The 13,832-nt window shown below is 58.1% G+C and carries 14 protein-coding genes; 11 read left to right on the top strand and 3 right to left on the bottom strand.

Going from position 1 to position 13,832, the window contains the following annotated elements; all coding sequences use genetic code 11:
- Window positions 1–18 precede the first annotated feature (18 nt).
- Window positions 19–378 carry a hypothetical protein gene (locus ACFOFO_RS13355; RefSeq protein WP_390323560.1) on the bottom strand — a complete coding sequence of 120 codons (360 nt, stop codon included), beginning with the start codon at window positions 376–378 and terminating at the stop codon, window positions 19–21.
- Here ACFOFO_RS13355 and ACFOFO_RS13350 point away from each other — a divergent pair.
- The 4 genes from ACFOFO_RS13350 (at window position 362) to ACFOFO_RS13335 (ending at window position 3,515) form a co-directional block, all read left to right on the top strand.
- The gene (locus ACFOFO_RS13350; RefSeq protein ID WP_390323562.1) at window positions 362–610 is read left to right on the top strand and encodes a hypothetical protein; all 249 of its coding nucleotides are present in this window, start codon (window positions 362–364) and stop codon (window positions 608–610) included. The genes ACFOFO_RS13355 and ACFOFO_RS13350 overlap by 17 nt on opposite strands.
- 156 nt (window positions 611–766) lie before the next feature.
- Window positions 767–1,534: a GNAT family N-acetyltransferase gene (locus ACFOFO_RS13345; RefSeq protein ID WP_390323563.1), complete on the top strand. Its 768-nt coding sequence runs from the start codon at window positions 767–769 to the stop codon at window positions 1,532–1,534.
- Entirely contained in the window at window positions 1,531–2,487 is a 957-nt protein-coding gene (locus tag ACFOFO_RS13340) for a UDP-2,3-diacylglucosamine diphosphatase (RefSeq protein ID WP_390331759.1), read from the top strand. Before ACFOFO_RS13345 ends, ACFOFO_RS13340 begins: the two co-directional genes overlap by 4 nt.
- Window positions 2,469–3,515, top strand: a complete 1,047-nt coding sequence (locus ACFOFO_RS13335; RefSeq protein ID WP_390323566.1) for a glycosyltransferase family 4 protein — start codon at window positions 2,469–2,471, stop codon at window positions 3,513–3,515. The genes ACFOFO_RS13340 and ACFOFO_RS13335 overlap by 19 nt, the downstream gene beginning before the upstream one ends.
- A gap of 185 nt (window positions 3,516–3,700) precedes the next feature.
- Here the strand turns inward: ACFOFO_RS13335 and sixA are convergent, their stop codons facing one another.
- Window positions 3,701–4,171, bottom strand: coding sequence for a phosphohistidine phosphatase SixA (gene sixA, locus ACFOFO_RS13330; RefSeq protein ID WP_390331757.1), 471 nt, complete (start codon window positions 4,169–4,171; stop codon window positions 3,701–3,703).
- Window positions 4,172–4,175: 4 nt separating this feature from the next.
- Window positions 4,176–6,281 carry a polyphosphate kinase 1 gene (ppk1, locus tag ACFOFO_RS13325; RefSeq protein WP_390331825.1) on the bottom strand — a complete coding sequence of 702 codons (2,106 nt, stop codon included), beginning with the start codon at window positions 6,279–6,281 and terminating at the stop codon, window positions 4,176–4,178.
- A gap of 185 nt (window positions 6,282–6,466) precedes the next feature.
- Here ppk1 and pstS point away from each other — a divergent pair, with 185 nt between their 5' ends.
- From pstS to phoR, 7 genes are all read left to right on the top strand, one after another.
- Complete coding sequence (gene pstS, locus ACFOFO_RS13320) at window positions 6,467–7,525, top strand: phosphate ABC transporter substrate-binding protein PstS (protein WP_390327994.1); 1,059 nt, start codon at window positions 6,467–6,469, stop codon at window positions 7,523–7,525.
- A 359-nt stretch (window positions 7,526–7,884) separates the two neighbouring features.
- A complete protein-coding gene (gene pstC / locus ACFOFO_RS13315) occupies window positions 7,885–8,883 on the top strand; it encodes a phosphate ABC transporter permease subunit PstC (RefSeq protein WP_390327996.1) in 999 nt (332 codons plus the stop codon).
- A complete protein-coding gene (gene pstA / locus ACFOFO_RS13310) occupies window positions 8,880–9,755 on the top strand; it encodes a phosphate ABC transporter permease PstA (protein ID WP_390323568.1) in 876 nt (291 codons plus the stop codon). Before pstC ends, pstA begins: the two co-directional genes overlap by 4 nt.
- A gap of 18 nt (window positions 9,756–9,773) precedes the next feature.
- Entirely contained in the window at window positions 9,774–10,580 is an 807-nt protein-coding gene (pstB, locus tag ACFOFO_RS13305; protein WP_390323571.1) for a phosphate ABC transporter ATP-binding protein PstB, read from the top strand.
- 69 nt (window positions 10,581–10,649) lie between these two features.
- Entirely contained in the window at window positions 10,650–11,357 is a 708-nt protein-coding gene (phoU, locus tag ACFOFO_RS13300) for a phosphate signaling complex protein PhoU (RefSeq protein WP_390331756.1), read from the top strand.
- Between the two features lie 9 nt (window positions 11,358–11,366).
- Window positions 11,367–12,056 (top strand): response regulator, encoded by a 690-nt coding sequence (locus ACFOFO_RS13295; protein WP_390331755.1) that lies wholly within the window; start codon window positions 11,367–11,369, stop codon window positions 12,054–12,056.
- A gap of 371 nt (window positions 12,057–12,427) precedes the next feature.
- Entirely contained in the window at window positions 12,428–13,729 is a 1,302-nt protein-coding gene (gene phoR / locus ACFOFO_RS13290; RefSeq protein WP_390331754.1) for a phosphate regulon sensor histidine kinase PhoR, read from the top strand.
- Window positions 13,730–13,832 lie beyond the last annotated feature (103 nt).

Genomic DNA, 13,832 nt, shown 5'->3' with positions numbered 1-13,832 from the left:
CTGTTTCAATGCAAAAAATTAATGAATTGTCATCGATTGGCGATGCCGCGCGATATTGTTTGCAACGACAAATAAATTGTATATATTGTTTATACCATTTAAAAACGAGGAATAAAACGTGGTAACCAACCCAAAAAAACCACCAGGCAGACGCGCTGCCAAGCCGGTTACACAGGTCAGTCCAAAACCAAGAGCCGCCGTCGCGAAGGTGAAACCAGCCCCAGCCCCGGCCGTCAACGCTGTGACGACCAGCGTGCCGGTCCTTGCATCGCAAGCCGCCGCCGAGCCGGCAATGAGAGCACTCGCCAAAAAAATCATTAAGCCGTCGCCCACACAGGGGCTGAAGAAGAAAACCGCGCCGATGACAGAAAAAGTCAAAGACAAAGTCAAAAAAACGAAACTGGTCCGTGACAGCTTCACGATGCCGGAAGCCGAATATGAAGTATTGGGTCAAGTGAAACGGGCCTGTATCAAGGCCAGCATCGAGATCAAGAAAAGTGAATTATTGCGGATCGGCGTTGCTTTGATTCGCGAGCTGGATCCGGCCAGACTGGAAGAAATCCTGCGCAGCTTGCCCAAGCTGAAGTCTGGACGACCGAAGAAAGTGTGAACTGGGTGGGTGACTTGCCCTGAAGCGGCCGGGAATTTCCCGGCTTTTTCTATTCTGACGCCGATTGTGGTCATGTCATCAAACAGACATGAAACTGTCATTTTGCTGAAGTAATAGGGCGCTACGCTTGATCCGTCACCATCACGAGGATGAAGCATGCAACTGCCAATCACTTCTACTGAATCCACCACGAGCGCTGCCAAGCTGGTCTTGAGTCTGGCGACCACGCCGAAGGAATTGCGCGAAGTACAGCGCCTGCGCTACAAGGTCTTCGTCGACGGCATGGGCCTGTCGGCGCTGGCCAACGAGGACCGCCTCGATCAGGACGAGTTTGACGATTATTGCGACCACCTGATTGTGCGCGATAGCCAAACGCTCAAGGTGGTCGGTACCTACCGGCTGCTGAGCGCGAGCGCCGCGCGCCGGATCGGGCGTTTCTATTCGGAGAGCGAGTTCGACCTGAGCCGGCTCGACAATCTGCGCGACCGCATGGTCGAAGCCGGGCGCGCATGCATCCACCCGAATTATCGCAGCGGCAGCGTGATCATGCTGCTGTGGTCCGGGCTGGCGGCCTATATGCAGCGCGAACGGTGCGACTACCTGATCGGCTGCGCCAGCATGAGCCTGGCCGATGGCGGTCACAACGCCGCGGCGGTGTACAACGAAATGTCGAAAACATACATGGCAGCGGCGGAATACGGCGTCACGCCGCATTTGCCGTTCCCGATTCAGGAACTGAGTTCCGATATCAAGCCGCAAATCCCGCCGCTGATCAAGGGCTATCTGCGCTCCGGCGGCTGGATCTGCGGCGCACCGGCCTGGGATCCCCAATTTCATAGCGCGGACTTATTCCTGATTCTGCGGCTCTCCAATCTCGATCAACGCTATGCCCGCCACTACGGTACCGAAGAGGGCGGCAAGTGAAATCGCGCGAGGGTTTTTTCGATCCCGGTTTTTTCGATATTGATGCGCTCATCCATCAGAAATTGAAACAGGATGCGGAGCAGGATGCTCCGCAGGAACCCAAGCGCAAATTGTCATCAGAGCCGAACCGCTTCAGAACCATCTGGATTTCGGATCTGCATCTGGGCACCACCGGTTGTCAGGCCGGCCGCGTATTGGAATTTTTGCGCGCAACCGAATCCGATACGCTCTACCTGATCGGCGACATCATCGACGGCTGGCAACTGCGGCGTCGCTGGTATTGGGATCAGAACCACAACAACGTGGTGCAGACGGTGTTGAAGAAAGCGAAGAAGGGCACCGAGGTGATCTTCATCCCCGGCAATCACGATGAAATGATGCGCCAGTTCATCAATCTCAATTTCGGCGGTATCCGTATCCGCGATGAGCTGGTGCACACCACCGCACAGGGCAAGCGGCTGCTGGTGCTGCATGGCGACCGCTTCGATGGCGTGATCGCCTGTGCCAAGTGGCTGGCCTATGTCGGCGATAGCCTGTATACGATGATTCTGAAATTCAACCAGGTCTTCAACAACTGGCGCGCCCGCGCCGGGCTGCCGTACTGGTCGCTGTCGCAGTACCTGAAACTGAAGGTCAAGAACGCCGTCAACTATATCTCGTCGTTCGAGGATGCGCTAGCCGCGGAAGCACGCAAGAAGGGACTGGACGGCGTCGTCTGCGGCCATATCCACAAACCGGAAATCCGCAGCATCGATGGCATCACTTATTGCAACGATGGCGATTGGGTGGAAAGCCTGACCGCACTGGTCGAGGAAGCCTCCGGCGAATTGCGGCTGGTGAGCTGGCAGGAAATCATGCAGAGAACGATGCAGGGAACTATGCAGGAGCAGCGCAGGCACGGCACACCGCATTCAAGCGCGAAGGAGAGTGAATTATGCGTATCGCCATCGTAAGCGATGCCTGGGAGCCGCAGGTCAATGGCGTCGTCAACACCATCAAGAACACTCGGCACAGCCTGCTGGAGCTCGGCCATGACGTGCTGCTGGTCACGCCCGACAACTGCCGTACCTTCGCCTGTCCCACCTATCCTGAGATTCGGCTGGCTTATCAGCCCTATGCCAAGGTCGCAGCCAGTCTGGACGGGTTTGTACCGGACTGCATCCATATCGCAACCGAAGGGCCGATGGGATTGGCGGCCCGCCGTTATTGCCTGAATCGCGGTTTGCATTTCACTAGCGCCTATCACACCCGGTTCCCGGAATATCTGCGCTCCCGCAGCAGGATACCGCTGGCGCTCAGTTATTGCTGGTTGCGCTGGTTTCACGGCCCGTCGAAGGCCGTGATGGTGGCTACGCCGCGGATGCAGGATGCATTGCAGCAACGCGGTTTCACCAACCTCAGCCTGTGGGGGCGCGGCGTCGATACCACCCATTTCGCGCCGCGCGAGCGCGAGCAGTCGTGCATCGAGCGACCACTGCATTTGTATGTCGGGCGCCTGGCGGTGGAAAAAAATGTCGACGCGTTCTTGCAACTCGATGTGCCAGGCAGTAAGTGGGTAATCGGCGACGGCCCGCTGCGCGAGGCCCTTGAACAGCGCTATCCTGCCGTGCATTTTCTGGGGGCCAAACCGAACAACGAGTTGGCGCCATATTACAGCTGCGCCGACGTGTTCGTGTTCCCCAGCCGCACCGATACCTTCGGGTTGGTGCTGATTGAAGCGATGGCCTGCGGCGTGCCGGTCGCAGCCTACCCGGTCGAGGGGCCAATCGATGTCGTCGCGCAGGGACGTTCCGGCATGCTGGACGACGATCTGGGACGCGCCTGCCAACAGGCATTGGCACTCGATCGCGTCGAAGTCAGGCAGTGTGCGCTAGCGTATTCATGGGAGGCCGCGACCAGGCAATTTCTACATCACCTGCATCCGGTGCGGCATGCAGGTGCGCCGCAGGAACACGGCTTGCCGGAGGTAGTCGGGATTTAAGCTGGGAATTAAGCTGGGAATTAGCTGGGATTCACGTCGACCCGCCACCATCGATCTACTTAAAATACGACGAGTATATGATAATACTGCTTGTTATATAGCGGGTATGGTAACTATGGGTGACGAGTATATGTATTTTCTCATGGCGCGGGCACAGGGATCGGGTGCAGCAGCGTCGCTCCCCGTCATTTCTTGATCAGCTCCGGCGCCATCACCGCGCGCAGATAATTGCTGGTGTCGTCACCGCGGTCCTTCTGCGCAATCCACCACACGTTCCCCTTGCGGATGCTCCAGTTCTGTTCGACGCCGGCCACCAGAGCTGCGGCGATTTGGCCCAGCGTCGGTTGATGGCCTACGATCAGCACCGGTTCCTTGGCGTGCGGCCAGTTGGCGGCGGTCAGGATCTGCACGACGCCGGCCATCGGCCCCAGATCGGGATGGATCTTGAACTTGCGACCTAATGCCTCCGCCGTCTGGACGGCGCGGGTCGCCGGACTGACCAGGATTTTGCAACGCTCGGGCAGGTTGGCAGCCAGCCATTCGGCCATCCTGGCGGCCTGCTTGTGGCCCTTCGCGGTCAAACGACGCCCCTCATCCAGCGCTCCTTCGGGGTCGCCAATTTCCGCTTCTGCATGCCGCCACAAGATCAGTTCCATGTTGTCACCCAATGTCTTCAGTAATGTGCGCCCCGAGTTGCTGCATCAGATGCTGCTGCGCGCTGTACGGGGACTGCTTGCCACGCGCGGTGCGGCGCAGGTATTGGCCATCCGGTTCCAGCTCCCACGCATTGCTGTTGTCTTTCAGGTAGGGGTCCAGACCCTCCGAGATCACGCGCTTTTTCAGCGCCTTGTCAAGCACCGGAAATGCCACTTCGATGCGCCGAAACAGATTGCGGTTCATCCAGTCGGCGCTGGACAGATAGACGTCGTGCGCCAGATCGTTGCGGAAATAATAGATACGGCTGTGCTCCAGGAAGCGACCGATGATCGAGCGCACCCGGATGTTTTCCGACAGCCCCGGAACGCCCGGTTTCAGCGAACAGGCGCCACGCACGATCAGCTCGATCTTGACGCCATCGTGGCTGGCGGCGTACAGCGCACGCACCACGGATTCGTCCACCAGTGCATTCATCTTGGCCACGATGCGGCCGGGTCGGCCGAGACGCGCAATCTTTGCCTCATTGCGGATCGCCTTGATCAGCTCGTTATGCAACGCGAACGGTGCCAGCCACAGGTGCTGCAGTTTCTTTGGCTTGGTCAGGCTCGTCAGATGGATGAATACTTCGTTCACCTCGTCGGTCAGCTTCGGATGCGCCGTCAGCAGGCCGAAATCGGTATACAGCTTGGTGGTGGTCGCATGGTAGTTGCCGGTGCCGAGATGGGCGTAGTAACGCAGCGTCCCTTCTTCGCGCCGGATCACCAGCGCCAGTTTCGCGTGCGTCTTCAGTCCCACCACGCCGTACACTACTTGCGCGCCTGCATGTTCGAGCCGATCGGCCCAGTTGATGTTGGCTTCCTCATCGAAACGTGCCTTCAGTTCCACGATCACGGTCACTTCCTTGCCGAGTCGGGCCGCGGTCAGCAGCGACTCCATCAGGTCGGAACTCATGCCGGTGCGGTAAATGGTCTGCTTGATGGCGACCACGTTGGGGTCATTGGCCGCGCTGCGGATGAAATCGACCACCGTCTGAAACGACTGGAACGGATGATGCAATAGTATGTCCTGTTTCTGGATGGTCGCGAAGATGTCGTTGTTGACCAGCCTCGGCGGCGAACCCGACACGAACGGCGGGAAACGCAGGGCAGGCGTTTTCACATGATCGATCAACTCGGACAGCCGCACCATGTTGACCGGCCCATTGACCGGGTACAGCCGGCTGCGGTCGAGTGCAAACTGATTGAGCAGAAACTGCGCCAGATCTTCCGGGCAATTCTTGGCCACTTCGAGTCGTACTGCGGCGCCGAACTGGCGGCTTTGCAGTTCGCCCTGCAAGGCCTGGCGCAGGTTTTTGACTTCTTCCTCATCGACCCATAAATCGCTGTCGCGCGTCAGGCGAAATTGCGAATACGCGATCACTTCACGGCCGGTGAACAAGTCTGAGATATGCGCGTGGATGATCGACGACAGCAGGCAGAACGCTACGCCGTTTTTCGACAGCTCGTCAGGCAGCCGGATCACGCGCGGCAGTACACGCGGCGCCTTGACGATCGCGATCGCGGTGCCACGCCCGAACGCATCCTTGCCGGATAGCGAGATGATGAAATTCAGGCTCTTGTTGACGACTTGCGGAAAAGGGTGGGCCGGATCGAGGCCGATCGGTGTCAGCAGGGGCCGCACCTGGCTGTCGAAATAGCTCTTGACCCAGGCGCGCTGGGCCGCGTTGCGCTCAGTGTGGCGCAGCAGATGCACGCCCTTGACCGACAATTGCGGCAGTACCTCGGTATTGAGGATCGCATATTGATGTGCGACCAGATCATGGCATTCGGCGCTAATGCGTTCCAGTGTGGCCACCAACGCCGGACTTTCACTCAGATCGCCGTCGATGCTGGCTTGTGCCAGCAGGCTGGCGACGCGCACTTCAAAAAATTCATCCAGATTATTGCTGACGATACATAAATAACGCAGACGTTCCAGCAGCGGTATGCTTTTGTCTTCGGCCTGCGTCAGTACGCGCCGGTTAAAGCTCAACATCGACAATTCGCGGTCGAGGTAGATTCCAGGCCGGGCAATGCGTCCGGCGGCGGCCATCATATTGTCCGGTTTCATCTTTTTCAGTCTGGCCACTTGATCATCGTCCCGAGTGTAATTAGCCAATGTGACAAGTTAATGACAAGTACCGGCCAGATTTTCAGTATATTTTTACAAAAAACCAGATCGTCATAAACTTGTCATATTTGATGAGTAGAGTCCGCACTGTCAAATCTGTCTTAACCCAAGGAGCTGATATGCGAATGAATTCATTGATTAAATCTGCGGTACTCAAATCTGCAATACTCACGGCAACTACCGTCATCGCGTTTTCTGTGACGCCGGCCATCGCGGCTGACATGACGGGGGCGGGCGCTACTTTTCCTTACCCGATTTATGCAAAATGGGCTGAGGCCTATAAGGCTGCCACCGGCAACGGCCTGAACTATCAGTCGATCGGTTCCGGCGGCGGTATCAAACAGATCAAGGCCAAGACCGTCGATTTCGGCGCATCGGACATGCCCTTGAAAGCGGAAGAACTCGATGCCGAAGGACTGATGCAGTTCCCGGCCATCATGGGCGGCGTAGTGCCGGTTGTCAACCTGGACGGTGTCGCCGCCGGCCAATTGAAATTGACCGGTCAACTGGTTGCCGATATCTATCTGGGCAAGATCACCAAATGGAATGCCGCGGAAATTGCCGCCCTCAATCCTGGCGTCAAGTTGCCGGCGGACGACATCACCGTGGTACACCGCGCCGACGGCTCCGGCACCTCCTTCCTGTTCACTGATTTCCTGTCCAAATCCAGCCCTGAATTCAAGACCAAGATCGGTGCCGGCACCGCGGTCAAATGGGCGGTCGGCGTCGGCGGCAAGGGTAACGAAGGCGTTGCCGCCAACGTGCAGCGGATCAAGGGTTCGATCGGTTATGTCGAGTACGCCTATGCCAAGAAGAACAAGATGGCCGACGCCCAACTCAAGAACCACGACGGTCAGTTCGTCAAGGCTGACGATGACACCTTCAAGGCGGCTGCAGCCGGGGCCGACTGGGCCAAGACCCCTGGTTTTGGCGTGGTGCTGACCGACCAGGCAGGCAAGAGCAGCTGGCCGATTACTGGTGCATCATTCATCCTGATGCACAAGGCGCAGGCCGATGCAGCCAAGGCCAAGGAAGTATTGAAGTTCTTTGACTGGTCCTACAAGAATGGCGGTGCCTCGGCGAGCGAACTGGACTATGTCGCGATTCCGCCGGCGGTCGTCAAGCTGGTGCAGGAAGGCTGGAAAACGCAATTGAAAGACGCTTCCGGCAAGGCAATCTGGTAAGCATCATTTTGATGTAATTATGGCAATAAAGGCCGCATTCCATCAGGGATGCGGCCTATCTCGATGATCCTAGCGACGGTAGTTGGACAGGTGCGAGTGTGCGCTTTTCTGGCTGTCTGGCTAGGCGCGACGACGCTGCAGACTGCATTCTGCAAGGAGAAGGGTGCTCCACTGGAGCACCGAAAACGCCAGAGAGCCAGAAAAGCGTGCAATCGTGCCTGTAGCGCTCTCAGCTAAACGGTAAATGTTTTCGCCATGAGAAATTTCAATCAATTCATAAGCTTATTGAAGCTAACAAGCGGTCAACTGCCGTTTCTAGGAGATGGCAAACCATGAGCGTCAATCCCACTTCAGTCCTTATGCCGCCAGCCCAGGCCATGCAAAGTAATGAGGCCGCCATGGCGAGCAAGGCAATGGCAGCGACGATGCGCAAGCAGCGGCTGCAGGATTTCATTTTTCATAAAGTCACGCTGGTATTTGCGCTGAGCGTGCTGCTGGTGCTGGCGGGCATCATCATTTCGCTGATTATCGGCGCCTGGCCTGCATTTCACGAATTCGGGCTGGGCTTCATCACGACCGAGGAATGGGATCCGGTCAACGACAAGTACGGCGCATTGATCGCGATTGTCGGTACCTTGTCCACCTCGCTGATCGCGCTACTGATCGCGTTCCCGATCAGCTTCGGCATCGCCTTGTTCCTGACCGAAATTTGTCCGACCTGGCTGCGCCGCCCGATGGGCACGGCGGTCGAATTATTGGCCGGCGTGCCCAGCATTATTTACGGCATGTGGGGGCTGTTCGTGTTTGCCCCCATCTTTGCCGACTATGTGCAGCCGGCGTTAAAGCAGTCGCTGGGACAGTTGCCGCTGATCGGCAAGCTGTTTCAGGGCCCGATGATGGGGATCGGCATTCTGGCCGCCGGACTGATCCTGGCGGTGATGATCATTCCGTTCATCGCCTCTGTAATGCGCGACGTGTTTGAAGTGGTGCCGCCGGTGCTGAAGGAATCGGCCTATGGCCTCGGCTGCACCAAGTGGGAAGTGGTGCGCAAGGTAGTGCTGCCGTACACCAAGACAGGCGTGGTCGGCGGCGTGATGCTGGGCCTCGGCCGCGCGCTGGGCGAAACCATGGCAGTCACCTTCGTGATCGGCAATGCGAATAAATTGTCGTGGTCGCTGTTCTCTGCTGGCAACAGTATCGCGTCGACCCTGGCCAATGAATTTGCCGAAGCGGAATCCAGGCTGCACGTATCGTCCTTGTTCGCGCTCGGCCTGATCCTGTTCGCCATCACCTTCATCGTGCTGGCTGCCGCCAAGCTGATGCTAATGGGAATGACCCGCAAGGAGGGCACAAAATGATTAATCCTGCTTTGCTGTCGGCTGCCGCCAACCCGGTCTACCGGATGCGCTTGTGGAAGCACCGGATCGGTATCGCGCTGTCGTTCGCCGCCATGTCGGTCGGCCTGTTTTTTCTGATGTGGATCCTGCTGACGCTGGTCGTCAAGGGCGTCGGTGCAATCAACCTGGCGATGTTCACGCAAACCACGCCGGCCCCCGGCAGCGATGGCGGCGGCTTGCTCAATGCCATCGTCGGTAGCCTGATGCTGGTTGGTGCGGCGACCCTGATCAGTACCCCGATCGGTATCCTGGCCGGGATCTATCTGGCCGAATACGGCGAAAAGAACTGGTTCGCGCAAGTCACGCGTTTCGTTACCGACATCATGCTGTCGGCACCTTCGATCGTGATCGGCTTGTTCATCTATGCGTTGTACGTCGCCAACGTCAAGCATTTTTCCGGTTGGGCGGGCACGTTTGCGATCTCGCTGATCGCCATACCTGTGGTGGTGCGCACGACCGACAATATGCTGAAACTGGTGCCAAACAGTTTGCTGGAAGCCGCATTTGCGCTCGGCGCGCCGCGCTGGAAGGTCGCGACCCTGGTCCGCCTGCGCGCGGTGAAGGCGGGCGTGCTGACCGGTGCGCTGCTGGCGCTGGCACGTATTTCCGGCGAGACCGCGCCGCTATTGTTTACTGCGCTGAACAACCAGTTCTTCAGCGCCAACATGAACGCGCCGCTGGCCAATCTGCCGGTCGTGATCTACCAGTTTGCGATGAGCCCGTATGACAACTGGCGTGCGCTGGCCTGGGGCGGGGCGCTGCTGGTGACGTTCAGCGTGCTGGGCCTGAATATCCTGTCCCGCATTCTGCTTCGCCAGAAACAGCCGGCTTAACCTTTACAAGCGAACGATATGTATAGTCTCCTACCGCAGATTACCGAGGATACGGCAATGGATGTCCGGCAGAAAGCAACCATCGAGATTTCGGAGCTGTTTTTTTTCTATGGTCAGACTCAAAGCCTGAACAACATCAATCTCGATATCCATGACAAGAAGGTCACCGCCTTCATCGGTCCCTCCGGTTGCGGAAAATCGACCTTGCTGCGCACGCTGAACCGGATGTACGACTTGTATCCGGGCCAACGGGCCGAAGGCAAGATCATGTATCAGGGCCGCAATATCCTGGACCCGGGGCAGGACCTGAACATGCTGCGCGCCAAGGTCGGCATGGTGTTCCAGAAGCCGACGCCGTTTCCGATGTCGGTCTACGACAACATCGCATTCGGCGTGCGCTTGTACGAAAACCTGTCGAAGGGCGAGATGGACGAGCGGGTCGAATGGGCGCTGAAGAAAGCCGCGTTGTGGGGCGAGGTCAAGGACAAATTGAACAAGAGTGGCCTCAGCCTGTCCGGCGGTCAGCAGCAGCGCCTGTGCATCGCGCGCGGCGTCGCGGTCAAACCGGACGTGCTGCTGTTGGACGAGCCGACCTCGGCACTGGATCCGATTTCAACCGCCAAGATCGAAGAGCTGATCAGCGAACTGAAAGAGGATTACACGATCACGATCGTGACCCATAACATGCAGCAGGCGGCGCGCTGCTCCGACTACACCGCTTATATGTACCTGGGCGAACTGGTCGAGTTCGGCGAGACCGACCAGATCTTCATGAATCCGGCGAAGAAGGAAACCCAGGATTATATTACCGGCCGCTTCGGCTGATGCCGGATGGCGCGGCGGCATGCAAGCCGCATAAAAATACCCATAGACGAATCAGGACGGAGAATCACGATGATCGGCGAGCATTTATCCAAACAATATGACACGGACCTGGAGACTATACGCTCCAAGGTGCTGCTCATGGGCGGCATGGTCGAAACCCAGTTCACAGATGCGATGACCTGTTTTCGCAGCGGCAATATCGAACAGGCCGAGCTGGTGATGAAGGCGGACGAGAACGTCAACCGGCTTGAAATCGCACTGGACGATGCCTGCAGCCATCTGATCGTGAAGCGGCAGCCGGCTGCCAACGACCTGCGCACGGTGATGGCAACGACCAAGGTCATCACCGACCTCGAGCGGATTGGCGACGAAGCGGCCAAAATCGCACGCAGCGCCAGAAATCTGTACACCCGCAATGCGGGCATTGTCAGCCATTACGACACGGTCCGCGTGATTGCCGGCAGCGCCAGCACCATGCTGCACGACGCACTGGACGCATTCGCCCGGCTCGATGCAGAGCAGGCGGTCAAGGTGATCGCGCAGGATGAGCTGATCGACCACGAGTTCGGGTCCATCATGCGCAACCTGATCACCTTCATGATGGAAGACCCGCGCACGATCTCGGCATCGCTCGACACCATGTGGGTGGCCAAGGCGATCGAACGGATCGGCGACCACGCGAAGAACATTGCCGAATACGTAATTTTTATCGTCGAAGGCAAGGATATCCGGCACGCCAATCCGTATGCCGGCAGCAAGCAAGACCAGCAGCCTTAGCGCAAGCCCATGGCCGCCGATAAAACCATGATCCTGATTGTTGAAGACGAACCTGCTATCGCCGAGCTGGTGACCTTTACTTTACGCGAGGCCGGCTGGGCCACCTACCCGGTCAGCAGCGTCGCCGATGCCTGGGATTTTCTGCAGCGGCGCACGCCGCACCTGATCCTGCTGGACTGGATGCTGCCGGACCAGACCGGTTTGCGGTTACTGTCGCGGATCCGCTCGGACCGCCAGTTCAACGAGATCCCGGTGATCATGCTGACCGCGAAAAGCATGGAAGAAGACAAGATCGCCGGGCTCGATCAGGGCGCCGACGATTATGTGACCAAGCCGTTTTCGCCGCGCGAACTGACTGCGCGCATCAAGGCCTTGTTACGCCGGAAGAGTCCGGAACACGCGCAGAGCGTGATGAGTGCCGGTGCGATCACGCTCGATCCGGTCAGCTGTTCGGTGCGGATGGAAGATCAGAAAATCGATATCGGTCATGCCGAATTCAAGCTGCTCAAATTTTTCCTGGCGCATCCGGACCGGGTATTCTCCAGAAGTCAGTTATTGGATAAAGTATGGGGCGATCACGTCGTGATCGAAGAACGCACCGTCGACGTCCATGTACTGCGCCTGCGCAAGGCGCTGAAGGAAGCGGAATACCTGATCAAGACCGTGCGCAGCGTCGGCTATATGCTGTCGGAAAAATAAATCTCGGGGAGCAGCTTAAGGGCATCGCTATTCATCGGATTGTCGTCCCTGCTCTTCGGCGAACTCAGGATAAACTGGCCTGTGGCCACGCTGGGACCCGTGCGGGGAGTCCTCGCACCTTATGTTGCCCAAGACGCATCTTGCCCTTCGTTTAGCTTTAAAACGGCGGGCTTTTTGCTCATATCGAGCGCTAACGGTGCGCGGCGAAAGACCCTGGATTCCAGCGTCCGCTGGAATGACACGGATTTTGAATTAATAGAGGTGCCTTTAAGTTCTGCGCAATTCGATCTCGCGTTTGCGATGCGCACCGTATCTGCGTACGATTGCGCTTCTGTACGCAGCCACGAGCCGCTTTTGATCAAAGGTTTTGCATGAATCCACAGTTATTGTTCTGGGTGCCGGCCACATTGCGGCTGGTCTTCGTGTTCGTCGGTACCGCGATTGCCTGGTATTTCCTGGGGCCGGTGATCAGCCTGGGCCTGGGATTGCTGGTGATGTGTGGGATGACGGTGCTGCAACTGCATTATCTGTACCGGCTGGGCGACTGGCTCGATCACCCCAGTAGCGTCAAATTGCCGGACGGCTGGGGCGCGTGGACCGATGTTTTTTCACGCCTGTACCGGCTGCGGCGCGACGATGAAAAGAACAAGGCGGAACTGACCGAGTGGCTGGCGCGCTTCCGCCAGGCCATGAGCCTGTTGCCGGATGGCGTGGTGATCATGGACGACGTGCTGTTCCTGGAATGGTGCAATCCGGAAGCGGAAAGACACCTGGGCATGACGCTTGCGCGCGACAAGGGCATGCGCGTGACCAATCTGATCCGCAGCCCCGCGTTCATCGATTACATCATCCTCGGACGCTACGAACAGCCGCTGACCCTGATGCTGAAGGAGCGCAAGCTGATCGTGCAGATCATCCCGTTCGAAAACCGGCGCCAGATCCTGGTCACGCACGACGCGACCGAATCGGACCGGATCGACATGATGCGGCGCGACTTCATCGCCAACGCGTCCCATGAATTGCGCACGCCGCTGACCGTGATCAACGGGTTTCTGGAAATTGCATCGAGCCAGCCCAATCTCGATCCGGCGGTCCGGATGTCGCATTTGAAGCTGATGACCGAGCAGGGTCAGCGCATGCAGAATCTGGTTGAAGACATGCTGACGCTGACCCGGCTGGAGTCGATCGATTATCCGCTGCGCCCCGAACGGGTCAATATTCCCGTGCTGCTGGAGCAGATTTTGCAGGAGGCGCGCGCGATGTCGGCCGGCCGCCATCAGATATCGCTGCAGGTCGACGGGCCCGACCTGAAGGGCGGCACCGAAGAGCTGCGCAGCGGCTTCGCCAATCTGGTGCTCAATGCGGTGCGCTACACACCGGCGGGTGGGCGTATCGACATCCGCTGGGAGATGGGGGCGTCGGGGCCGCAGTTCGTGGTGCAGGATACCGGCATCGGCATCAGCGCCGAACATATTTCGCGGCTGACCGAGCGCTTCTATCGCGTCGACAAGGGGCGTTCACGCGAGACCCAGGGTACCGGGCTGGGGCTGGCGATCGTCAAGCATGTGTTGTTGCGGCATGGTGCGACGCTCGGGATTGCATCGCAACCGGGCCAGGGCAGCGTGTTTTCGGTGCATTTTCCGATGCATGCGGTGTTGGCGCCGCTGCAATAGATTTCTGGGGAGTATGGCCTAATACTGGCCAGATCCGGCTTATTCTATTGCGGGCGGTTTCAATGTCCAAGTGCAACAAGACCAAGCTTATCTGCCCAGTATG

It is taken from the genome of Pseudundibacterium arcticum (assembly GCF_042646465.1).
Classification (GTDB): domain Bacteria; phylum Pseudomonadota; class Gammaproteobacteria; order Burkholderiales; family Burkholderiaceae_D; genus Undibacterium_A; species Undibacterium_A arcticum.
Note: the sequence above shows the minus strand (reverse complement) of the source record. Positions and strands in the feature narration are given on the sequence as shown.